18 protein-coding genes and 2 pseudogenes are annotated in these 22,750 nt (G+C 61.3%); 8 read left to right on the plus strand and 12 right to left on the minus strand.

Features of this window, described 5'->3' with window-relative positions:
* Positions 1-27 precede the first annotated feature (27 nt).
* Positions 28-1,014 (minus strand): serine O-acetyltransferase EpsC, encoded by a 987-nt coding sequence (epsC, locus tag LNV09_RS15780; RefSeq protein ID WP_263558020.1) that lies wholly within the window; start codon positions 1,012-1,014, stop codon positions 28-30.
* Positions 1,014-1,496, minus strand: coding sequence for a rhodanese-like domain-containing protein (locus LNV09_RS15785; RefSeq protein WP_263558021.1), 483 nt, complete (start codon positions 1,494-1,496; stop codon positions 1,014-1,016). Before LNV09_RS15785 ends, epsC begins: the two co-directional genes overlap by 1 nt.
* Before the next feature lie 276 nt (positions 1,497-1,772).
* Between LNV09_RS15785 and LNV09_RS15790 the strand changes: the two genes are divergently transcribed.
* Together LNV09_RS15790 and groL are read left to right on the plus strand one after the other, a co-directional pair.
* On the plus strand, positions 1,773-2,060 hold the full coding sequence (locus tag LNV09_RS15790) for a co-chaperone GroES (RefSeq protein WP_263535488.1): 288 nt from the start codon (positions 1,773-1,775) through the stop codon (positions 2,058-2,060).
* A gap of 36 nt (positions 2,061-2,096) precedes the next feature.
* On the plus strand, positions 2,097-3,737 hold the full coding sequence (gene groL / locus LNV09_RS15795) for a chaperonin GroEL (RefSeq protein WP_263558022.1): 1,641 nt from the start codon (positions 2,097-2,099) through the stop codon (positions 3,735-3,737).
* Between the two features lie 629 nt (positions 3,738-4,366).
* Here the strand turns inward: groL and LNV09_RS15800 are convergent.
* Positions 4,367-5,434, minus strand: a complete 1,068-nt coding sequence (locus tag LNV09_RS15800) for an alpha/beta fold hydrolase (protein ID WP_263558023.1) — start codon at positions 5,432-5,434, stop codon at positions 4,367-4,369.
* A 325-nt stretch (positions 5,435-5,759) separates the two neighbouring features.
* Between LNV09_RS15800 and LNV09_RS15805 the strand changes: the two are divergent.
* A pseudogene (locus LNV09_RS15805) lies at positions 5,760-6,005 on the plus strand (hypothetical protein); the annotation flags it as partial.
* Between the two features lie 230 nt (positions 6,006-6,235).
* Here the strand turns inward: LNV09_RS15805 and LNV09_RS15810 are convergent.
* From LNV09_RS15810 to amrB, 6 genes and pseudogenes are all read right to left on the minus strand, one after another.
* Positions 6,236-8,119, minus strand: a complete 1,884-nt coding sequence (locus LNV09_RS15810) for a hypothetical protein (protein ID WP_263558024.1) — start codon at positions 8,117-8,119, stop codon at positions 6,236-6,238.
* A 140-nt stretch (positions 8,120-8,259) separates the two neighbouring features.
* The gene (locus LNV09_RS15815; protein ID WP_263558025.1) at positions 8,260-10,158 is read right to left on the minus strand and encodes a WSC domain-containing protein; all 1,899 of its coding nucleotides are present in this window, start codon (positions 10,156-10,158) and stop codon (positions 8,260-8,262) included.
* A 376-nt stretch (positions 10,159-10,534) separates the two neighbouring features.
* Positions 10,535-10,674: pseudogene (locus LNV09_RS15820) on the minus strand (transposase); the annotation flags it as partial.
* An 18-nt stretch (positions 10,675-10,692) separates the two neighbouring features.
* On the minus strand, positions 10,693-11,256 hold the full coding sequence (locus LNV09_RS15825) for a flavodoxin domain-containing protein (RefSeq protein ID WP_263558026.1): 564 nt from the start codon (positions 11,254-11,256) through the stop codon (positions 10,693-10,695).
* A gap of 172 nt (positions 11,257-11,428) precedes the next feature.
* On the minus strand, positions 11,429-12,571 hold the full coding sequence (gene amrS, locus LNV09_RS15830) for an AmmeMemoRadiSam system radical SAM enzyme (protein ID WP_263558027.1): 1,143 nt from the start codon (positions 12,569-12,571) through the stop codon (positions 11,429-11,431).
* Positions 12,568-14,007 carry an AmmeMemoRadiSam system protein B gene (gene amrB / locus LNV09_RS15835; protein WP_263558028.1) on the minus strand — a complete coding sequence of 480 codons (1,440 nt, stop codon included), beginning with the start codon at positions 14,005-14,007 and terminating at the stop codon, positions 12,568-12,570. Before amrB ends, amrS begins: the two co-directional genes overlap by 4 nt.
* A 242-nt stretch (positions 14,008-14,249) precedes the next feature.
* Between amrB and LNV09_RS15840 the strand changes: the two genes are divergently transcribed.
* The 3 genes from LNV09_RS15840 to LNV09_RS15850 all read left to right on the plus strand — a co-directional run bounded on the left by LNV09_RS15840 (position 14,250) and on the right by LNV09_RS15850 (position 15,481).
* Complete coding sequence (locus tag LNV09_RS15840; RefSeq protein ID WP_263558029.1) at positions 14,250-14,678, plus strand: universal stress protein; 429 nt, start codon at positions 14,250-14,252, stop codon at positions 14,676-14,678.
* Between the two features lie 69 nt (positions 14,679-14,747).
* Positions 14,748-15,209 carry a CBS domain-containing protein gene (locus tag LNV09_RS15845; protein WP_263558030.1) on the plus strand — a complete coding sequence of 154 codons (462 nt, stop codon included), beginning with the start codon at positions 14,748-14,750 and terminating at the stop codon, positions 15,207-15,209.
* A gap of 32 nt (positions 15,210-15,241) precedes the next feature.
* Positions 15,242-15,481 carry a hypothetical protein gene (locus LNV09_RS15850; protein WP_263558031.1) on the plus strand — a complete coding sequence of 80 codons (240 nt, stop codon included), beginning with the start codon at positions 15,242-15,244 and terminating at the stop codon, positions 15,479-15,481.
* 1,080 nt (positions 15,482-16,561) lie between these two features.
* Here LNV09_RS15850 and LNV09_RS15855 read toward each other — a convergent pair.
* From LNV09_RS15855 to prsT, 3 genes are all read right to left on the minus strand, one after another.
* On the minus strand, positions 16,562-16,807 hold the full coding sequence (locus tag LNV09_RS15855; RefSeq protein ID WP_263558032.1) for a hypothetical protein: 246 nt from the start codon (positions 16,805-16,807) through the stop codon (positions 16,562-16,564).
* 153 nt (positions 16,808-16,960) lie between these two features.
* Complete coding sequence (locus tag LNV09_RS15860; RefSeq protein WP_263558033.1) at positions 16,961-17,260, minus strand: glycosyltransferase family protein; 300 nt, start codon at positions 17,258-17,260, stop codon at positions 16,961-16,963.
* Between the two features lie 696 nt (positions 17,261-17,956).
* Positions 17,957-20,839: an XrtA/PEP-CTERM system TPR-repeat protein PrsT gene (gene prsT, locus LNV09_RS15865; protein ID WP_263558034.1), complete on the minus strand. Its 2,883-nt coding sequence runs from the start codon at positions 20,837-20,839 to the stop codon at positions 17,957-17,959.
* Between the two features lie 275 nt (positions 20,840-21,114).
* On the opposite strand from prsT, the gene LNV09_RS15870 reads away from it, so the two are divergent.
* Entirely contained in the window at positions 21,115-21,996 is an 882-nt protein-coding gene (locus LNV09_RS15870; RefSeq protein WP_263558035.1) for a PEP-CTERM sorting domain-containing protein, read from the plus strand.
* 93 nt (positions 21,997-22,089) lie between these two features.
* Positions 22,090-22,734 carry a nitroreductase family protein gene (locus LNV09_RS15875; RefSeq protein ID WP_263558036.1) on the plus strand — a complete coding sequence of 215 codons (645 nt, stop codon included), beginning with the start codon at positions 22,090-22,092 and terminating at the stop codon, positions 22,732-22,734.
* The last annotated feature ends 16 nt before the right edge of the window (positions 22,735-22,750 follow it).

Raw genomic sequence — 22,750 nt, forward strand, 5'->3', positions numbered from 1 at the left:
GTCTATTGAAAGGGCAAGCAGGCGATTTCAGGCTTGGGCCTCACTTTGCGAGTTGGCTTGACTGATGTGGCTGCCGGCCGGCACGCTGCGCGTGACCCAGACATTGCCGCCAATGGTGGCGCCGCGCCCAATGGTGATGCGGCCAAGAATCGTGGCGCCCGCGTAAATCACCACTTCGTCTTCGACGACCGGATGGCGTGGCAAACCCTTTTGCACATGGCCCTCGGCGTCGACGGGGAAGCTGCGTGCGCCCAAGGTCACCGCTTGGTAGATGCGCACGCGCTCGCCGATCACGGCGGTCTCACCGATCACGACGCCCGTGCCATGGTCGATGAAAAGCCCCGCGCCGATGCGAGCGCCGGGATGGATGTCGATGCCGGTGCTGGCATGGGCCAACTCAGCCACGATGCGTGCCAGCAGCGGCACGCCCAGCCCGTAAAGCGCGTGCGCTAGCCGGTGATGAATCATCGCGGTGATGCCGGGATAGCAAAGCAGCACCTCGTCGACGCTGCGGGCGGCCGGGTCACCGTCAAAGGCGGCCATCACATCGCTGTCGAGCAAGCGCCGGATCGGCGCCAGCTTCTGGCCAAACTCGCGCGTCAGCGCCGAGGCCAAATGCTCCAAATCGGCTTCCGGCTTGCCCGGGCCGGCCCGCCCTGAATGGCGGTCGACATAGCGCAGCTCCAGCAAGATCTGAGCGCGCAATGCATGCAATTGGGTGTGCAGGGTATGGCCGACGAAAAAGTCCTCGCCGTCCTGCCGCAAATCAGGTGGCCCCAGGCGCATCGGGAACAGCGCGCCGCGCAGGCCTTCAACGATGGTGCCCAATGCCTGCGCAGAAGGCAGTTCGCGGCCGCCCGGTTCGCGTGGGCGCAGCTGCTGTTCGCGCCAATCATGGCGGGCGCGGCGCAGCGCGGCGACCACGCCGCCGAGTTGCAAATCGCCGTCGGCGGGCGCTCTTGGCGTGGCCTGCAGGTCTTGCACGTTTTGCACGTTATGCAATTGCGCGCCCATCAGTCTTGGCTCCAAGGCAGGCCACGAACGCGCCAGCCGTCGCTATGGCCGCGCTGGCCGGCTTCGTTGAGCTCGCCCTCGAAGCCTTCTTGCACATTGAAGACCCGGGTGAAGCCGGCCTTTGCTGCGGCTTCGGCTGCCAGCGCCGAGCGCTTGCCGCTGCGGCACAGCAGCAAGACCAGCGATTGCTTGCCGCCGAGCTTGGCTTCCAGCTCCCGCGTGAAACGCGGGTTACGGGTCAGACTGGTGCCGCTGGCCCAGGGCACGGCCAAGCTGCCCGGCACATGGCCGACAAATTTGAATTCTTCGGGCGAGCGCACATCCACCAGCGTGGCCGCACCGGCTTGCACCAGCGCCCAGGCTTGCTGGGGCGGCAGGCTGCCTGCAAAGGCCAGGCCCTCAGCGCCTGCTTGTTGCTCGGCGGCTTCCAAGACTTGACGCAGTTCGGGGCTGAGCAAGGGACTTTCGAGTACGGCTGACATGATGTGACAGAACCTTCCCACGCCGGCCAGCAAGCTTTCGGCGGGCGCTTTGAATTGAAGTGAGAGTGTCGTCAGCTTAAGAACTTGAGGGCATGCCTGGAACTGCCGATTGCGCCCATTCATAGTTGAAAAGCGAATATCAAACCGCTGCCGGCCGGCCGCCGTGGTTCACAAGATTTCCGCACATGCTTGCGCGCTTTGCTTCCTTGTGGAGAGGCGGGCGCGCTGCCAGCATCCAGGTTTTCCCACTATCGATTTATTGAAGGAGCCTCAAGCATGTCCATCCGTCCCTTGAATGACCGAGTGCTGATCAAGCGCCGGGACGCCGAAACCAAGACCGCCTCTGGCATCTTCATTCCCGACAGTGCCGGCGAGAAGCCCGAACAGGGCGAAGTGCTGGCCGTCGGCCCTGGCAAATTGCTCGACAACGGCGTACGCCAGGCCTTGAGCCTGAAGGCCGGCGATCAAGTCTTGTTCGGCAAGTACGCCGGCCAAACTATCAAACTGGACGGCGACGAGTTGCTGGTGCTGCGCGAAGAAGACGTCTTTGCTGTGATCGAGTAAGTGACTTAATTTTTAGAGATTCAAGAGAGAAAACAAATGGCAGCAAAACAAGTTGTATTCGGTGACGACGCCCGCGCCAAGATCGTTCGCGGTGTCAATGTCTTGGCTGACGCGGTCAAGGTCACGCTGGGCCCCAAAGGCCGCAACGTCGTGTTGGAGCGCAGCTACGGCTCTCCCACCGTCACCAAGGACGGCGTCTCGGTCGCCAAGGAAATCGAATTGAGAGATCGCCTGGAGAACATCGGCGCCCAGCTGGTCAAGGAAGTCGCCAGCAAGACCAGCGACAACGCCGGTGACGGCACCACCACCGCCACCGTGCTGGCCCAGGCCATCGTGCGCGAAGGCTTTAAGTACGTTGCCGCCGGCCTCAACCCGGCCGATCTGAAACGCGGCATTGACAAGGCCGTGACCGCCTTGGTGGCCGAGATCAAGCTGATCGCCAAGCCCACCACCACGTCCAAAGAGATCGCCCAAGTCGGCGCGATTTCGGCCAACTCCGACCACGACATCGGCCGCATCATTGCCGATGCGATCGACCGCGTCGGCAAAGAAGGCGTGATCACCGTGGAAGACGGCAAGAGCTTGAACAACGAGCTCGACGTGGTCGAAGGCTTGCAGTTTGACCGCGGCTATCTGAGCCCTTATTTCATCAACCAGCCCGAGCAGCAGACCGCGGTGCTGGAGCAGCCATTCATCCTCTTGTTCGACAAGAAGATCAGCAATATCCGCGAGCTGCTGCCCACGCTGGAAGCGGTGGCCAAGGCCGGCCGTCCCTTGCTGATCATTGCCGAAGATGTCGAAGGCGAAGCGCTGGCCACTTTGGTGGTCAACAGCATTCGCGGCGTGCTCAAGGTCGTGGCCGTCAAGGCGCCGGGCTTTGGCGATCGCCGCAAATCGATTCTGGAAGACATCGCCGTGCTGACCGGCGGCAAACTGATTGCCGAGGAAGTCGGCCTGACGCTCGACAAGGTGACGCTGGCCGAGCTGGGCCAGGCCGCGCGGGTCGAGGTCGGCAAGGAGCATACGGTGCTGATCGACGGCGCCGGCCAGGCTGAAGAAATCCAGGGCCGGGTGGCGCAAATTCGGGTGCAAATCACCGATGCCACCAGCGACTATGACCGCGAAAAGCTGCAGGAACGCGTGGCCAAGCTGGCCGGCGGCGTGGCCGTCATCAAGGTCGGCGCGGCCACCGAAGTGGAGCTGAAGGAGAAGAAGGCGCGGGTCGAAGATGCCTTGCACGCCACGCGCGCGGCGGTGGAAGAGGGCATCGTGCCTGGCGGCGGCGTGGCTTTGCTGCGCGCCCGTCAGGCGCTCTTGGCCAAGGGTGAGCTCAAGGGCGACAACGCCGATCAGGACGCCGGCATCAAGCTGGTCTTGCGCGCGATCGAGGAGCCGCTTCGGCAGATCGTTAGCAATGCCGGTGGCGAGGCCTCGGTCGTGGTGGCCAGGGTATTGGCCGGTAGCGGCAACGAGGGCTACAACGCCGCCAATGGCACGTATGGCGATCTGGTCGAGCGGGGCGTGCTGGACCCCGCCAAGGTGACGCGCAGTGCTTTGCAAAACGCAGCCTCTGTTGCCAGCCTGATTCTCAGCACCGAAGCCATCGTGGCCGAGCTGCCCGAGCCCAAGGTCGAGGCGCCGCATGCCGATCATCACCATGAAGGCGGTGGCTTCTGAGCTAGGTCATCCCTTCAGCAAGAAAAGGCCGAACCAAGGGTCGGCCTTTTCTTCTTTTTCGGTCAGCAGGCTGCCTTGAGCTTGGCCATTTCGCTGCGCAGCGATGTCGCCTCAGTGGCCGCAGGACCGAAGTCCTGTTCCTTGGGCTGCTTGATCCACATATCCAAACTCTTATCCGAAATCCCCAAGCGCTTGACCAGCCAAGGAAATTGTCGCGAACCATGCCGATGTGCACAATGCAGCACACCCGATGACCTAGTAAGTTGTGGCGGTTCAAGGCTGGTTGCTGTCGCTCGGATTCGTCAGTCGTGAGGCGGCAATGTGCCCAAAGCCGAAATTCAACTCCAGCGTTCACGGTCGCTGCAGCATTCGGTGCAGTCCTTCGTGGCTAAGAATCGGACTCACTGTGCCCGCCCTGTAGCAGTCACTGACTCGCAAAGAGTTGGCAGCGCCAATGTCGGGTACCGGGTGTGCAGCTGTCATAGGGGCCGGCGGCTCACGAGGCCCAGATACATCGAGGTCAAAAGGCTGCAGCTTGATCAGACGAATAGTCGCTGTCGACCCATCGGCGCCCGTCGAATATAGCGACTCGTTGCCATGCAACCCACCCTGTGTCGGCGCTGACTGTTCTATCGGATACACCTTTCGCAGGGCTTGGTGAAATGCCGCGCCGCCGCAAATGCAGGTGCGGTGCAAGGCTCCTCGCGGTATGCATCGCTGCCCGCATGCGCGGAGATGTGCTCGACAACCAGGCGCTGCAGCTTCGGTTGCTCCACCGCCAGCAGCAGGTGGCCGCCACGCTCAAAGGCGACCAAGCGCGAGTTCACGATATGCCGGCTCGCGAACTCGGCGTTGTGGAACAGCTGCAAGCCATCGTCCTTGGCGTGCAGGATGAGCGTAGGCGCACGGACCCCAGCAATACGTTCATTGGGCATCGCGGCACGGTTGTCGAATACCGTGCCCGCAGCGCGGCGCGACACCGGGTTCATGAAGTCAATCACTTCGTCGGCAAGGCGGCGCTGCTCTGTGGTGAGGCTCTGGCTCACGGCCGGGCTTGCGCCCATCAGTTCCATGAACTGGCGCCGCAGCGCCTTCGTCATTGCCCAGTAGCGGAAGTCCTGCTGGAAGATTGCGGTCAGCATGCAGCCCTTATCGCTCGCCGCCGACTGTTCGGCCGCAGCAGACGCCGCGACCCCAGCAGACACCAGCGTCAGCGACGACACCCGCTCCGGGTGCAGCGCGGCGAAAAGCAAGGCAGAAGGGCCACCGTGCGACAGCGCCACCACGGCTACGCGCTTGATGCCGAGGTGATCGAGCAGATGCACATAGGCGTGGGCTTGGTCGTCGAAGGTGGCGGCAGGCTTGAACGTTGAGCGCAGGTAGCCGAATCGGGATGGGGCAATCCAGCGCAGGATGGTGTCCTCGCCGAGTGCTGCGCGCGCCAGCAACTCGCCCTGGTCCCAGCCGCCACCACTGCCATGTACCAGCAGTACGGCTGTGGCGGCGTCCTGCCGGCCTCCTTGCACGAACTCGATGTCGCCCAACGGTGACGCGACTACTTGGCCCCGCGCGCCGATGCGTTCGTAGGCGTGACGCATGTCGCGCTGATAGGCGAACGTGACCACCCCGGTGCAGAGGCACAGTAGCAAGGCCAAGCCAAACCAAGCAAGCATCGCCGGACGGTCGGTCATTGCCATATCCCCGCATTTGCAATGACTGAATCCTCGCATGCCCGCATACCCGCATACCCGCATGACCGCGTACCCGCGTGCTGATCTGCGTCAACGGTGCACCTTCGATCTCGGCCGCACCTGGTCCCTTGGGTGCCTGTGCAACTTCACTGCGCGACCCTCCCACGCTTCTTGCCCAAGCGCTGGAGCATGGCTGGGCGAGATGTCCGGCGGCTACTCGAAGGCAGCGATGGCTGATGGCCGAGAGCGTGAGTCACCCCGTCGCCTCCAACGCTTGCTTGACCTTGCAGTCCTACAGTCCGCTATGAGGCAGGATCAACCGATAAGAAGGATGCGGCCAGCGCACCGGCGCATCTTGATCAGCCCTCAAGTAGATAGGAGGTCAAACAAGTGCAAGATCACCGGCCAAGAGGGAAGGTTCAAGCTCAAGGACATTTGGGCACTTCGTGTTCGACTTCAGATGGAGAACCTAGTGCTTGAATTCGCTCACTTCAATGTGGGCATCGACAGCAAGCTGCCCGGCTGCGGCCTCGCCAATTTGAAGGCCCGGGATGTTTTCCTCGGGGCTCAAGTTGCATAGCAAACCATGGTGTTGCCGCCCAATACTCAGCACTAGCGCTTTGGCCCTGATGCAACAGCAAGCATGGCTACTGGCTGGGTCGCCGAGCCCTGTGTTGCCCAAAGTCTACTTAAACAGTCAGCTTCCCGGGTCGGCTAGACTTTCCGCTGCTGCCGACGGTAGCCTGGAGTTTCGACTCATCTGTTTCGTGCCCTGCGGGACGCGATGTCGTGGCGCCCCGGCAGCAACTACTCCAACACCGAAGGGTGGAGACGCTCCGGCGCATAGGCGGCGAGCGGGCGCTGGAAGGGCAGGTGCAAGGCGGCACGTACCTGCAATACAGCCTCCGGGTCTAGGTCTCGGTCCGTATACCGGCTGTGCGCGAAGCCCTTGGTTTCATCGAGCCGGATATCCCGGACCCAGGTACCAAATTGATGAGCGAGCGGTCCGCCGATAGGGTCGCCATCGATCAGTCCAGAATAAGGGAAATACAAATTCGTCCAGCGCGTGAGCGCGAACAGTCCGGCGTGATGGGGCACTTGGACCGAACGCTTTGCCGCCGGGTTTTGTTCGTCCACATAGGCATGGGTGAAGGTAAAGGCCCGGCGCTGCTCATCTGGCACCGGGCTCTTGATGGCCTCGGTTTGCGGCGGGCAGCTCGGGAATGAGCGATCGCGAACGAGTTCCGCAAACTGGGTCTTCTCGTCCAGATTGAGTAGCCATTGCGCGTGGGTGAGTGGAGATCCTGCGCTCACGAAGTCGCTGACCAGCCAGTCGAAACCGTTGCGCCGATACTCGTTCCATGCGGCATGCTGCATAGGCTGCACGTTATCGGCGCTGACAGCAGCGGCAGCCCCGGCGCGCGGATTGAGCAGGTCTTCGAGCGCCCTCAGGGCGCGGCTGCTCGTTTTCGACTGCGCACCGTGGCGCCGTGAGCGCTGCGCCCAGGCATAGCTCAAGATGTCGTAGGCGATAACGCTGCCGAGGCTGTGCCCATAGACCATGATCCGCGAGTAGCGATGCTTGTCGTGCAAAGCGTCAAGCAACTGCATGCCGGCCTCTCGTATCTCCTGTCGCCGTGCGATGTTTTCTGGCCTGGGCTCGAGATAGCGTGCCGCATCGCCCGCATAGCCTACGATGAAATGGTCCCGCAAGGCCTTCAGACCGAGAGCGAGCAAAGCCGGCAAGGCGGCCAGCGAACCCAGGCCCAGTCCCGTGAGCCAGCCGGGCAGATCTTGCGTCATCAGCCAAGCGAAGGCCAGCAGCGCAGCCACGATGCTGGCCCTCAGCGCCCAGACCCAGTTGATCAAGGTGCGCGGGATTTTGTCCTTAGGCGAAGTCGCCAGTCGGAATATCCATCCGTACACCTGCGCCACTGTGGTGTCGCGGATCAGGTGGGCCCAATAGAGTTCGTAGACGTCCGTTGTCGGCCGCGTGCCTTCATTGCGGGGCACGGTCGCCATGCGCATTTCGAACAGCGTGGAGACGTAGTCGGGCTTGACGTGATGCAGTTCGCCGCCGTCTCGGTCGAACACGTTCAAGACGAATTGCCGAAGCAACTGGCCCGGGCGCTGCTCGCCAATTCCGTGCACGACGATCACGGCCTGGCGTTCGCGGCGGCGAACTTGCTCTGCCCGCGCCATCAATCGGGCTATCCGATTCAAAGCACTCTGCCAGGCTTTGACGCCGGCATGTGCTTCAGCGCAGTTGGCAAGCCCGCTAAGTACGATGCTGATTCGTGTGGATTGTCTGGACCGGGGCGTCAAGCTGAACCTGATGCGCCTGTTTGCGAAGGGCGGGTCCAGCGTGACGAGCAACTCGAAGCGCGCGCCGGAGCTTGTTTGGCCCTTGCCGGTGGCACTTTCCTTGGCTGCGTCCTTCTCCACAGCCGGCCAAGCGAGAGAAGACACCTTGCCGCTCAGCGGCTCGCTGTATTCAATGCCTCTGCCGACAACGGTAGCGTGCGGCAATCGAGCGAGCGCGGCCGGTTCGGGCTGCAACACCGAATCTTTGCCCAGCCAGTAAACCAGCACCTCGGGTCTAAACAGGTAATCGGCCACCTCGACGGAGCGGAAGGGCACAGTCAGTGAAACGCGAATCGATGAACGTTGAGGGGCATCGGATGGATTCATGGCGCCTGCCTGCATTCGTGGACGCTGAAATGTTCGACATCGGCAAATGTACAGACCCGGAACCCGAGACTGCCTGCTTGATCCAACTCAAACCATTTTGATGCCCGCCCGCTTGTGCCGTCCGTAGGGTCCAACGTCGCTCAGCGTGTCGAAAACACGTCGCTGAACCAGTCCCTGCCGCAGGGCTGGTTGATATCGGCTGTGCACTTCATCGTGCATTCGTTCGGCGCTGACGTACCGCTGAGCTTGTCACCGCCCCAGCACTGCCCCCCGAATTGCGTGCCAGCGTAGGCCAGCCCGGCTGCACGGGCCGCAGCCACGCAGGTGGCCGGGGTAGCGCCCGAGGGCATCAACATCACCGGTAGCATTCGGTTAGAGGCATCGGGGTCAGCGTAACAGCCAACTTTGCTGCTTGGGGCCGGCGCAGGCGGCAGCGTAGCGCCGGTGGCCCAAACGCTGTTGTGCCATTCGCCGCCGCAGGACTGCTGCTGGTTGGCGCTGCACACCGTGTTGCACAGCTTGTCGTCTTTTTCCTTCAGGTATTGCGCCGTGTTGCCCCCAAAACACTGGCCTTTGTACTGCAGACCGGCATAACGCAGGCCGCGGGCCCGGGCTGCGGCGACGCAACTGTCGCGGGTGGCGTTGGCCTGTTGGAGCATCACCGGCAAGGCGCGCTGCGGCTTGTCGGTGAAGCATCCCATGTACTGTGGAGCGGGCGAGGGAGTGGGTGTTAGACCGGTGGCATGGACGCCGTTCAGCCAGTCGCCGCCACACCATTCGCCGGCGGCAGCGGTACAAGCCTTCTTGCACAAACTGTCGTCCTTTTTGACATGGCCCAGCGTATTGCCTGCAAAACATTGCCTGCCAGCCTGCACGCCGGCATAGGCAAAGCCGCGCGCCTTGGCCGCTGCGATGCAACTGGCCGGGGTGGCGCCGCTGCTCATCAGCTGCACCGGCAGAGCGCGGGCTTCGTCGTCGGTGTAGCAGCCCACCCAGGTGTTGGCTACGCCGCCGGCTGATTGCACGATGGAGCCTCGCCCGCCCACTGCCACAAAGCTGCCGTTGCCATAGGCCACCGCGTGCAAATCGGCGTTGTTGGGCGCGCTGATCGCCGTCCAACTACTGATGCTGTTCTGAGCGCTGTACTGAATACTGCCGTAGCCCACTGCCACGCCGTAGCCGTCGCCGAAAGTGATGCCGGCTATGGGTGCATTGGCTGCTGCGGCGGCGGTGCTGCAGGCGCTGCCCGAGACGGTGACGCGCTTGCTGGTTAAGCCGCCGGCCCCGCTCTGCTCACCAGCGGCCACGGCGTTCTGGCCCAATTGGCGCCCCACTGCAGTGATGTTGCCGGTATAGCCGCAGGCCAACTTGGTCCAAGTCATGGCGTCAGTGGAACTGAGTACCAGTCCGGCCGAGCCCGTGATGACGAAGAACGGTGTGCTGCTGCCGTTCTGATCCAGCCCGGCCACGGCAAATAAGCTGGCGGAGGCTGGCACCGTCCCGGGCAAGGCCTGTTCAGTGAAAGGCAGCACCGGGCTGTTGGCCATCAGTACCTTGCGGCTGCTGCCTATGGCCACGAAGCGGGTACCGCCGTTGACCACCGGCCCGGCCGCGATGCCCTGCAGATCGGTGCCGGCCGAGACATTGTTGGCCGTCCAGGTGAGGCCGCGGTCGGTCGAGTGCAGCACGGTGCCGCCAAAGCCCACGGCGGCAAAGATGCGGCCGGCGCTGCCGTAAGTGATGCCGCGCAGCCTTTGCGTAATGCCCGAGGCCCGCTGCGTCCATGCCGTGCCGTCAGGCGAAGTCAGGATCGTGCCTTTGTTGCCCACCGCCACGAACATACCGTCGCCGAAGGCCACGCCGTCCAGATCTTCGACCGTGGGCGCGCTGCGGGTGCTCCAGCTTTGCGGTGGGCCACCGGCGTCGGCCAGCGTGGGTAGCGTCAAGACCAGCGCCAGAGCCAGTGCTCGCCGGCAAGTCCAAACCAAAGCGGCATCGTCAGCGGTGGCGGCGCAAGGATTGCCGAATCTGAATTGCATGTTGGAGTCCTCGAATATGCCTTTTGGTCGCCTGGTACCCGCAGCAATTGCGGCGCGGACCCGCTGCCCGGGGTATGAATTCGTTCATGTTCGGTTGCGCATCAGCCGGCGACATTGACGCAACGCAATGCGCTGGAAAGCTCTCCTTGTTCACGCCGTAGCAGTGGGGCTTCGAATGCGAAAGCACAAGTTGACTTGGCAAGAGTCGTCAGCGGCCTGCCGAGCCGCAGGCGCGTGCCGGGCCGCATCGCTGTGTTCCTGCGCATAGTTGCCTTCGCATCGATGGCGCGTGTCTTCACCTTGGTCGCCCATGGCTGCGCAGACTTCGGTCCGGTCACCCTGCAAAAGCGCGTTGTCTCGGTGACATCATTGACGCTACCCATTCATCGCCGCCAGCCGGGCCCGCGAAGTCGCGGAATAAGTTCATGTCGTGCAGCGCTTCGGCCATGCCTGTTCACTTAGATTGAACTACTGCTGCATGCAGTGATGCCGCAGCATCACCTCCAGCTCATACGGCTGCAAGCTGCCTACTCATTAGGCAGAGTGAGCCTTGGGCCCCAGCCCTGCAGTCTTCAGAAACTGATCGACATCTGCTTCCAGTTGCTGCCAATCGGTGTATTCGTGGTCATGGCTGCTGTCGCTGGACTGCCCATGGTGGCTCGCGATCAAGCGCATCATCGCGCGCTTGAAGTAGTCGTATTGCGTGTATCTCAGCGCGCCGGCAACGCAGCGCGTCAGCAGTGGCTGCAAGTCGCACTGCTGCATGAAGTGAGCGGCGGCCTGTTGGGCTTCCTTGCGGCTCTCGGCATCGGGCATAGCAGCGCTCAGGGAGACAGAGAAGAAGGCGATCGGCAGCGTCTTCAACCATGCCTGATTCGATTTCAGGAAATGCGCCAGCGAACTCTGATGCCGGTCGAGGTGCAAAGATCCGCAGGCAATCACGGCCATTTGAAAAGGCTGTACCTGATCGGCGGCAGCGCTGGCCGTGTCAAGCAGGTCAGCCTGATGGCCGCGAATGCGCACGCGCTCAGCGATGAATTCGGCCACTTTGCGGGTCTGGCCTTCGGTGGTGCCATAGGCGATCAGGATGGGCAGCATGTCAGTTTTCCTTTCAGTGAGTCGGTGATAAAGGGATTCAACTTTGCGGCCAGGCATCGCCCGACCCCCTATGGGCAAACAAGAAAAATTCGACCGTGCGGCCAGCACTTGATCTCCTGTTTGCCTCGTAACAGCTAGGCGCCAAGCCGCGATGGCCAGCCACAACCCAGGCTCAGGGCAGCCTGCCGCGGCCAATATGCACCGGGATGCGACGCCGGCCAAAGCCGCGTTCCACCTGTGGGGCGAAATGGCCCGCGATGCGACTGCCGCAATGGGGGCATTTGCCTTCGGCATCCAGTTCGTAATGCAGCAAGTCATACCAGTCCCGTTCGATCAGCTTGGCCTGGCAGCCGGGGCAGAAGGTGGTGCCGCCATCCGCATCGTGCAGATTGCCGGTATAGACATAGCGCAAGCCTTTGTCCAGCCCGATGCGGCGCGCACGCCTCAGGGTCGCTGCCGGCGTGGTGGCGATCCCGCTCATCTTGTAGTCGGGGTGGAAGGCGCTGAAATGCAGCGGCACGTCCGGCCCCAGCTCCTTGGCGACCCAGGCCGTCAGCGCCTCCAACTCGGGCGTGCTGTCATTCAGACCAGGAATCAGCAAGGTGGTGATTTCCAGCCAGCATGAGCTGCGATGCTGGATATGTAGCAGCGTCTCCAGCACCGGCGCCAAGTGGGAGCCGGTCTGCTGCTGATAGAACTCATCGGTGAAGGCTTTCAGATCAACATTGGCTGCGTCCATCTTGGCAAAGAACTCGCGTCGTGGCTCGGCATGCACATAGCCGGCCGTCACCGCCACCGTTTTGAGGCCCAGCGTGTGGCAGGCATCGGCGGTGTCCAGGGCATATTCGGCAAAGATGATCGGGTCGTTGTAGGTAAAGGCGACGCTGAGTGCTGCTTGCTCGCGGGCCGCTTCGGCAATTTGGCGCGGGCTGGCTGCATCCATCAGTCTGTCCATCTCGCGGCTCTTGGAAATATCCCAGTTCTGGCAGAACTTGCAGGCCAGATTGCAGCCGGCGGTGCCAAAGGAGAATACGCTGGAGCCGGGGAAAAAATGATTCAAGGGCTTTTTTTCGATCGGGTCGATGCAAAAACCCGAACTGCGGCCATAAGTCATCAAACGCATTTCATTGCCAATGCGTTGGCGCACAAAGCACATGCCGGCTTGGCCCTCGTGCAGCTTGCAATCACGCGGGCAAAGATCGCATTGGATGCGATCGTCGGGCAGTCGGTGCCACCAGCGCGCCGGCGCGCCGTTCTCGAGCATCAGCGGGTCGCTGGCTGGCACGTCCTCATCTTCGCCAGGCATTGGCCTCATGATGCGACACCGTCGGCATGGGCTAACTGTTTGAAACAGCGCACCTGGTAGCGCGACAGTCGCAGATCAGCGGCCCAGAAGTCTGGTGGCAGACCGGCCTTGTGTTTGAGTGCGGCCAGAAACTGCGCGGGTTGCGGGCATTGCTCCCAGACTTGCGGTAACAAGGTCGCTTGTCTGCCTTGCCAGGCCAGAATCAAGCCGTCAACGCCGGGACGCAAGGCGGCCACGGCCTCGGCTTCGCTCTGGACCCGCATCGGCTCGGCCGCTCCCAGCAGCGACACCTCCACCTGCAAGCCTGGCCATTCCTCGGCTTGCAGCGGCGCGAAGCGGCGGTCGCAAAACGCGGCGGCAATAGCATTGGCGCGCACATCCTCAATCAAGGGTCGTCGCGCCTGCAAGCTGCCCACGCAGCCGCGCAGATGGCCCTGAGCATCATGCAGGCTGACGAAGCTCGCACCTGGGCGAGCAAGCGCCGGGTGAGCGTCATCATCCAGCGCTGGCAGGCTCGGCAGGCCCAGGCCAACGCCAAGACGGTGCGCGATGGTCTGGCGCGCAACGGCCAACAGCAGCTTGCCCAAGCCCTGATCGTTGGACCGCATTTGCTCGCCTTCCAGCAAGTCGCCAGCGACGGGGGCGGCTTCGAAAACGATCGACGCGTAGCCGACCACGCGTCGATGGTCGCCGCCCTGGATATCGCCGGAATTGCGCTGCCGCAGCAGACGCGCTTGCAGACCATGCCTTGCCGCCACTGCCAGCGCGCCATTGAGTGGCGCCGCGCCGCAGGCCTCCTCGCCGCTCAAATCGGTGGCGAAATGAAGAATGCGCTCGACCGTGACCTGATCTCGCGCCTGAGCCTCCCCGTATGTCAAGAAATGCGACAGGTCGCTGCTGATCAGGATCAGCGTTTCGTCCCCGCCCCAGACGCGCTCCAGCACCTCGGCCACTTGCGCCGGGCCGGCGCCGCCAACCAGCAAGGGCAGCAACTCGAAGCCATCTCCGAGCACGCTTTGCAAAAAGGGCAGCTGCACCTCCAGTGAGTGCTCCTGAGCATGCGGCAGGTCTAGCCATTCGACTTGCGGCAAGTCCTTCAGCCCTGCCATAACTTCCAGATCAAGAGGTATGCGACCGAGCGGTGTCTCGAATGCGCCGACCGTCGGCGCGGCCAAGCCGCGGACCGGCACACGATGCGCGGGGCCAAGCAATACCACCCGCTCGATTTGCTTGCGCCAGCGGCGCAAGCAGGCAAATGCCGCTGCCGCCACCTCGCCAGAATAGACATAGCCGGCATGCGGCACCAGCAGCATTTTGGGGCACCGTTGCGAGCTGTTCGACGGGCTGGCAGCGACCAACTGGCGATCCAGCAGGCCACGCAAGTCTTGCGGCTCGGCGGGATAGAAATAGCCGCTTTGGGTCGCAGGACGAGTGCTTGTGTTCATCGCAGCTCCTCGGCAGTAGGTGGTCTTCAATGCTAGGCCGAAGCGCAGCGCCGAACTTGAGCGAGCGCAACTGTTCTGTGTGCGTGACTGCGCCTTGTGTTCGTCGGCGTGCGGCGGGCTAGGTCGAGGCAGTCAGCCGAACTGCCCAACGTTGCGCCGGCTCAATGCAGACAAACCTTTTTTGGGCAAGCTGCTTGCAGTGTTGGTCGATGGGCTATTGGCAGGCTGTGAAGGAGATCGTTATGTTGAAACTATTGATTGCGATAGATGGCTCTGAAACATCGATGCACGCCATTGATGCCGTAGGCAAGCTGGCGCAGGCTACGGTGTCCTTGGAAGTTCTGCTGCTCAATGTGCGAGACGGCCCGGTCTATTACGGCGAGCTGACGGCCTTGAGTGCCGACGATATCGAGGCGGCTCAGCTCAAGCGCCAAGACCAACTGCTGACGCAAGCGAAGGATAGGGCCAAGGAATGTGGTCTGGTGGTGCGCGACTGTCTGCGTTCGGAGGGACTGCCTGCCCCGGAGATCGTTCGATTTGCTGAAGAACATCAGGTTGACCAGATCGTGCTGGGTACACGCGGCATGAGCGCAATCGGCAGCCTGTTGATCGGCTCGGTCGCACAGCGCGTTGTTCACTTGGCGACCGTGCCGGTCCTGTTGATCAAGTGAGCGTCATTGATTGGCCGATCGTCCTAGTTAAGACCATCAATTGGAGCTAGCTCTGCAGGGCTGAAAAATATGGACAAAAAGAAAGCGTGCTTGAAGGACATCGCGACCTCAATCGTGGCGGTGGTTGAACCCGAAACGCCAGCTTTGGTGGCGGCGCAGCTGATGCGCAGACACCATATCGGCTCCCTGGTCGTGGTTGATGCAAGCGAGCAGACCCGGCCAATCGGTATCGTCACCGACCGTGATCTGGTGCTGGCTTTGATGGCTGAAGGGCTTGACCCCGAGCTGTTCACTGCAGGTGACATCATGTCGGTGGACTTGGTACTCGGCCACCCTGAAATGGACCTGATGGAGGCCGTGTTCCTGATGCGTCAGCATCGTCTGCGGCGCCTCGTCATTGCCGACAAGGCTGAACGTTTGGTCGGTATCGTGGCAATGGAGGATGTACTGGAGTTTTTGGCGCGCGAGCTGAGTGACTTGGCTGAAGCTCTGCGGGGCGGGCGCGATCGCGAGTTCATGCAACGAGCTTAGCGTGCGGTTTGTAGGTTAGCGGCCTGCTGGGCATGTCAAGCGTCTTCCGCGCCAAAGGCACCTGCAAGGTTTCCGGCGGAGACAATTTGGAGGTATCCGCATCCGCCGGGGTCGGCCTGGAAATTGCGACGGGTGGATCAATTGTGCTGCTCGGCGTGTCGCACAGCGGCAATTCGACGCAGTTGAAAATTCTGGGCGATTTCGACATTCCGCACATCAGTGTTTTTACTGCGCTGACCACCGACCCAGCTGCGTCTCCGAGACCGAAATGACTCTCCAGCCGCGCGAACATGGCAGCATCGACTTCCCGTCCTACAAACGGATTCCAGGCCTGAACGATGACGAGTCAATTTGCGCTGATGACCGAAATCCCCTGTCATCCAGTGACGGTGGCCGAGGCGATCGTCATGGTCAGGCCGCGGCCCTTGTATGGGAGGGTCAGCTAGGTCGACGAGGGGGCCTCTATTAAGGCTTCTGCCTTGAGGGTGGAGGAACCCCGGGTGTCCGCCATTGTCGAATTGACTGCCATCCGGTAAACGTCGTCAGCGGCTCAGCGACGTTACCGGAGGGCGCTGAAAAAAATCGCGAGCGGCCTGCCTGAGGTGCTGCAGCTGCCAGTCAGTTCTGTCATCCCCTCGTTCGGCAGCGGGACCGAGCAGCGCGCGCTGTTCGACATCGAAGTCGGTTGAATGTAGGAGCTGCATCACAGGGGTCGAATTGGAGCGGGCAATAGCCGCGTGGCGCGGCTACGCACTGGCACTACGGTCGGCCGAATCGTCATCGACTTCCCGCCGCCGGACGGCAGGGGCGGTGACGAGCGCGGGTGCAGCAGCTTGGTCTTGACTGCTTGCACCTAGCGGAATCTTGATGATTGAGTGCAATCAGCCCAGGCGGTCGCTTGCGCTGAAACATACCAAATTCAGCGAGCTCCAATGCGAGCCAATCATCAGGTTCGCCGTCGAAGGATCCAACCAAGCCAAAACTTGCCAGAGCGGCCGTTGGCAAACTCGCCGATGCCTCGATTCACCTGCTCTGGACCTTGTTGAATGATCGACCCGCTCTGACCTTCTAAGGAGAAATGGCGCTACATTCCTTTGACCATACAGAAGCCACCGTTCACCTCAAACAGTTAAATGCTTTTGAGGAAGACCTGGCATTGTCTAAATGCGGCGAGCCTCACGATGCAGGATCGCGTGCGCACGGCCCGACCTGGTCGCGCCCGAGATCGACGTGTGGCCGCGCCAGCGGAGGTTGTTGAAATCGTACTTGGCACCGATGGCCGTGGCGCGGCGGGGAGCATCGTTCGGAGCTCTGTTGCGTCGCGCGTCGTCAACATTGATGAGATGCAGTCGCTACTGGTGAGGCAATGCACTAAACAGGTTGATGATTTTCAGGTCAGCCTGCCTGGCCGAAGGTAGGCCTTCGCAGCTCGGGCCGTCGGCGTCGTGGCAGATGCGGCATTGATTTTGCGTGGAAACCGGAGCGCCTTCGGATTTATCCCGAATCAGCAAGGCGCCATGGCGCAGCACATATTCATCTATGAAGGCCACAACGGTAATGTTTTTGGAGTTCGACTTGACAGCCATGACTTCCATCACGGCGATGGAGAGGGGCGGGGTGCGTCGCCGCGTCTGCGTATCTGTGGACCCATTTGAGCAATGCCGCCCGACGCGCGCCCGGCGGCGGGTTGTACATGCCATTTGGCGGGCCGCCGGGCAAGACGCAAGGAAAAAAAGGATTGCTGGCCGGGATCAAACCATTGTGGGTGTAGAAACCGGGCAATCTGCGATGCCGGTGAAGGCGATGAAGCGTACGGGCAGTGGGTGGCCGACCAACTTGTCCTGCAGCAGCATCTGATAGCCCCATGCCGCTTGATTGTCGAGTTTGCTTTCGCCTTGTTGGCGGTTGCGGAATTGATAGGCAATCTCTACAAGGCGCAGCGGTTCTCGACCAGACGCGCACGGATCAACCAAGATATTGAAGCCCGTTGACAATAGAGTTCGCGCCTTGGCCAGGAAGACCTCGCGCCGCATCATGAAGAAGCAGCTCATTGGATCTTTCAAGGCGGGTGGCGAAGCGGATGATCATGGCCCGGCTGCCGTCCCAATGCCCGATGCTACCGCCCTCAACATAACGCCTTCCGATGGCGACATCGGCCTCGCCGCTGATCAGCGCCTGCATCATGCGCAGTGGATAGACTTGTCATGCAGCAATTCTTCGCCCATGATCAGATCGCATAGGGGCGCTGCCAGACCTCACCCCTTCGACGCAGGCCGAAGAAAGGCGGCGCCGTCCCAGTCGGGGCAGCCAACGCACATGCGAGTCGGCGCAAGCCACCAAGCGCGCCAGTTTAGCCGTGCCGTCAGGCGAGTCGACATCGACGAAGAAGACGTCCGGGGCTAACTCCCGCAACTCAAAGGTGAGCCTGCGACCAACTTGGAAACACTGCCTCGCGCGTTGAAGGTCGATACGACAACGGATAACAAGGGCGCACCGTTCGTTGGAGCAGGCCTGCAGTAATCAGGCACCGAGAGGGCGCAACGCTGCTCCAACTGAACAGCTATCTTTTGACCCCGCAGCCAGAGATTGCCATGTAACAGCAGACATGCTCGATCCATCATCATCCACGGGGTTGCCGTGCGCCGGCGCGGGCTGAAGCCAGCGCTCCGCCAGGATCGGTGCAGTATGGAGTCGAACAGTTGAGCATGCTCAGGGTCGCCGCCGACTTCAAGGCCCGGCACCTCAAGTCACAGCGATTTGCGCAGTTCGTCGACCTGATTTTGGCCAGCAAAAAGATTGCCCAAAGCGGCCAATTGATCCAGTTGCGCCTTGGCCATAGGTTTGTTGCCAGCCTTCAGATAGAGGCGAGCCAAACTCAGCTTAATTATTGGGTTGTCCGGTTGCAACTCAAGAGCTTGCGCCTGCACCGCCACGGCCTTGGCGAATTGCTTTTCTTCGGCCAAGGCCTGAGCCCAGGTATCTAAGAAGGCAGGCTGCTTAGGCCTCAAACTGTTGGCTTTCTCAGCGTGAGCGGCGGCACCGGGCTTCTTCAGTTGCATCAGCACCCACGCAAGGTTGTTTTGCACGGCCGCGTTGTCGGGGTCAAGGCGCGCCACTTCCAGCAGCCTGGTTTCCGCCGAGGGGTAGTCTTGCCGTGTCATTGCCAATTCGCCCAAATAGAGCAAGAAGAATCCGTCTTGGGGATAGCTTTTCAACCAGTCAGCCGCGAATTTTTCGGCTTCGCTGGTCTTGCCGCCGGCCACCAAGACTGTGTGCAGCTTGATAGCCAAGCCATTGGCGAACTTGGCCCTGAGCAGCGCCATACGGTAGGTGGCTGCGGCGGCGTCCCATTGTTTTAAATTGGTCTGCACAGCGGCCTCGGCCGCGTAGCCCACAGCCTCCTGAGGCTGCAATTTTTGAATTTCGCGGGCAAGCTTTAATGCCTGTTCTGCATGGCCAGAAGCAAGCTGCAAGTCAATCAATCCCTGCATCGCGGGCAAGAAGCCGGGACGCAATGCCAAGGCGCGGTTCAGGTGGTTAATCGCAGCGGGCAGATCTTTCATTGCTACGCTGACTTGAGCCAAACTCATCAGCGGCAGCGGCGATTTGGCTTGCAAAGCCGCCAACTGCTTGAAGGCCACGGCGGCTTGGTTGAAGTCACGGGCGGCCAGTTGCACTCGGCCCAAGGCGTCGATCATAATTGCCTCGTTGGGCAATGCGGCAACGCCGTCTTGCGCTGCTGCCAAGGCGAGCTTGAGATCTTGGTTTTGAAGGTGTTGATTGATCAGCAGCAGCCTGGTCTCGGGCTTGGTGGGGTCGGCGCTGACCGCGCCGGCGAGCAGCTTGTTTACATCTTCCTTGCTGCCGGAGTCGCGTGCGCGAAAGCCTGCCAAAGCCACCAACGCGCGCGGGCTTTGCGCGTCATGTTTCAACAATGCTTCGAAACGCTTGCGCGCATGGTCGACATCCTGGTCTTGTAAGTCCAGCGCCGCCAGCGCTGCATAGGCTGGGAAGTCGCTCGGCGCGATCACAATTGCGCGCTCAAAATTTGTGCGTGCCGCGGCGATGTCGCCGCGAGCCAGTGCCAGCTGACCGCGTAGCAAAGAGGCCAGCGCCTTGTCGGGCTGCTTCTTTTCAAGCGCATCTAACGCCCGCAGGGCCGTCTCGAACTTTCGGCGTTGCAGCAGCGCGGTAATCAAAGCCTGGTCGGACTCGCCGCCGGCCTTGTCGGCCGCAGCGAGGACCTGCAAGTCTTTGATCGCCTGACTCGCCTCGTCCTCACCTTCGCCCAAGCGACTGTAGGCGAGGACGCCACGCAGTCGCGAATCATCGGGTTTGAGTTTGGCCGCTGCGGCGAATAATTTTTTGGCTTGTTGCGGCTGCCCGGACTGCTGATGAGCCAGGCCAGAGAGAGTCAAAAGCTCCGCATCCGCATCGCCCTTCAGTAGCAGTGGCTGCAAGGTTGCCAGCGCTAAGGCCGGTTGCGATGAGCGCAGATAGCTGCGGGCCAGCAGGCGGCGCAATACCGGATTGCCCGGCGTGATCTGCAGCGCGTTGGCGAACAGCGCCGCTGCCTTGTTCAAGTTGCCCGCCTGCAGAGCCACCGTGCCGGCTAATTGCATCGAGGTCGGATTGGATGGCTCCGTGCTCAACACTTTGTCGGCCAGTTGTTGGGCGCCGCGCAAGTCACCGTTGTGCAGCGCTAGAAGGGCTTCATAGTGCAGCGTCTGCCTGTGCGCGGGCAAGACCTTCGCCATGGCCTTGAAAGCGGTCTGCGCGGCGGCATAGTCTTGTTGTGCCATCCGGGTCGAGATGATGCCGGTATGCGCCCCCACCAGATCAGCTTTCAGTCGCAAGGCCTGCTGGAAGGATTCAATCGCCTTGGCCACTGCCACTTGGCTGGCGACGGCTTGGGTGGTGGCCAGCAATTCGCCTTGTAACAGCCAAGCGTCGGCATCCTCTTGCACGGATTTGATCAACTCGGCTACCACGGCCAAGGCGGCCTCGTTTTGTCCGTTGGCGGCCAGATGATGGGCTTGCAACATGCGTGCCGGTGCGTGCCGGGGCGCCAACTTCAGCGCTGCGGTCAGCGCTGCTTCCCCGCGCAGTCTGTCGCCCTTGTTGAAATAGGCCTTGGCCAGCGAGGTTTGTAGGTCGGCGCTTGCAGTCGGCTGGGTCAGTTCAGTTGACGCATATGACTCAATCACTCTGAGGCTGGCGCCTTGCATCAACATGGCCCTGGCCAATGGTGGCAGCGTCAAGTCTCGTGGGTGTTTGAGCTCAAGCGCCTTGCGAAGCTCTACCTCCGCCACAGCTGCGTCACCATTGTTCAGCAAGATCTGCCCCAACAAAAATCGCGCCTCGGCCAATTCGGGGTTCTTTTGCAGCAGCCGCTTGAGTTGAATGACGGCGGCCTTTGGATCCTTCCTTTCGATGTAGGACTTGGCCGAGACCAACAGGCCGGCGCTACTGTCGTCACTCGACTGACCACAGCCGCCCAAAAGCATCAAAGTAAGCAGGAAAAGCGGGGAGAAATTGCTTTTGAACCATCGCCCTCCTTTCGACCATGTGAAGCAAGCCACAGCCACAGCCGCAGCTGTGCTGGTACAAGTACTGGGTTTGGAACTCATTGTTCATGATTGCAGACTGACCGCGCCGGTCAACCGCTTTTGCTGAGAGGATTGAGCGAACTCAATTTTCGATTCCGATGCGCAGCTGCGCCTCCAGCCACCGAATGCATGCCTTTTCTGCCCCCTCGTTCAAGGGGGGGCGACTCTAAGTGCAGCGGCAGCGTTGAGCCTGCGCAATATTTGACCGGATGTCGCTTCTAGAGTGATTTTGGTCGCGTCCGATGGCCGGGGCCTAAATCATTATTTACCAACCTAGTCCTAAAAAGGAATTCTTCATGAAGCCACTGAAATTCAAACTAACCATGGCGGCTGGCACTATGCTGGGCTTGATGACCATGTCCGGCATGGGCATGGGCGGAGCGGTCATGGCGGCACCGATACTGACGATCGTTGACGCCGCCAATAATCCGGCCTCGAATCCGGCGCACAAGGAAGTGACGGGAGATCCAGGCGGTACCAACTATGGAGTGGGTTATGGTACTTTCAACGGTCCTGGCCTGCCCTCAGCCGGTGCGGGGTGGCCCGGCGGCCCAGGATTCGCACCGGATCCTTCTTTCGGCGGATCCATGGGAACGACGGGTTGGCACGCTTCCTATCTGAACGTGAGCAAGGATGCCGATGTGACCTTCCAATTTATGGGAAAAGGGGATGCGACATCGACCAACCATTTCTATGTTGATGCAACGGATGACAACATTGTTAACTATGTAGAACTGTTCCGCGGCGGCGTAACCACCTCCTGCGCCATGTTCGGTGGCACCACGCCCTCTTGCGACAAAAAGAATGTGGCAGGTGGAAACGAGTTCACCTTCAGCCTGAAAGCTGGGCGGATCTCGTTTGCCTATATGACCGGCTCCGGAGTATTGCTGGAAAACTCCGGTGCCGGCAACGGCAACCCGGACACTGCGCCGGGGCAATTGCCTGGCTACTTCCTCGGCGTCGACCCCTACCAAGCCGCCGGGCAATATCAGACGTCAGGAAGCTCAGTCTATGCCGGCCTGACCGACGCGCCTGCTGCCAGCGATCATGACTTCCAGGACATGGGTGTGCGCATCAGCGTTGTGCCCGAGCCCAGCGGCATTGCGCTGGCCTTTGCCGGCTTAGCTGGTTTGGCCTATAGCCGGCGCTGCATCAGCGGCAACAAGAAGAAGGCCTGAGACCGGCCGGGCTGAATAGCAAGAGGCGCAATGTGACGGGCTGTTGCCCGCTCGCCTAGCGCCTCGCCATTTCATCGAAGTGAGGGCTTGCCGATGAACACCTTGACCAAATTGGCTCTCGGCCTGATGGGGCAGAGCGTGGCCAGAGCAGCCGCCGGCGAGGCGCTTGAAACGTTGACTCTGCTACCGCCGCAACTCGACGGTGGCCTGCCCTTGATGCAGGCCTTGCAGCGGCGTCAATCGCAGCGTGAATTTTCGCCTAGCGCCTTGCCGGCTCAAAGCTTAAGCAACCTGCTCTGGGCCACTGCGGGCGTCAACCGACCCAAGCTCGGCGGGCGGACCGCACCGAGTGCTATGAATGCGCAAGAGGTCGATCTGTATGTGGCCTTGCCCGAGGGGCTGTACCGTTATGAGGCCGTAGCGCACCAATTGCAATTGCAGCAGGCCAAGGATGTCCGGACTGTCACTGGCTATCAAGACTTTGTCGATACGGCGCCGCTCGATCTGATCTTCGTGGCTGACCATAGACGCATGAAACTGGTGCCGGCCAAGCAGCGCAGTGCCTATGCCAGTGCGGCCGCCGGTGCGATGGCGCAGAACGCCTATTTGTATTGCGCCTCAGCGGGCTTGGCCACGGTGATCCGGGCCTGGATAGATCGCGACGCTTTGGCCAAGGCAATGGGTTTGACGCAAGACGAAGAGTTGCTGCTGGCGCAGACCGTCGGCATGCCTGCTTAAGGATGGCCCTGCCTTA

Origin of the sequence: Paucibacter sp. B2R-40 (assembly GCF_025717555.1) — a bacterium.
Taxonomy (GTDB): Bacteria; Pseudomonadota; Gammaproteobacteria; order Burkholderiales; family Burkholderiaceae_C; genus Paucibacter_A.